Source organism: Acinetobacter sp. SA01 (assembly GCF_011319235.1).
GTDB lineage: Bacteria > Pseudomonadota > Gammaproteobacteria > Pseudomonadales > Moraxellaceae > Acinetobacter.
The window spans coordinates 1-204 of record NZ_WXXM01000068.1 but is presented as its reverse complement, the minus strand read 5'-3'; the positions used below and the strand labels follow the sequence as shown (position 1 = coordinate 204).

The 204-nt window shown below is 52.0% G+C and carries 1 protein-coding gene; it reads right to left on the bottom strand.

Annotation, left to right across the window (positions count from 1 at the left end):
• Positions 1-204, bottom strand: a 204-nt coding sequence (locus GTU69_RS17010) for an Ig-like domain-containing protein (protein ID WP_166172248.1), incomplete at both ends; no start/stop codon positions are given.

The following is a 204-nucleotide window of genomic DNA, read 5'->3' as shown; positions in this document are numbered from 1 at the left end:
TGATACTTGGTGCTGTACCTGAGCCATCCGGGGTAAACGTTGCCGTCCAGGTCTGGCCAGTTGCATCCGGTGTGATCGCACTTAAGCTGCCGCCCACTACAATCACATCACCTTGGCTAAAGCCGCTGACCGGCTCATTAAAGCTGAAAGTAATCGTGGTGCTTTCACCTGCTGCAAGTTTCAGATCAGCAGCACTAATGGTTA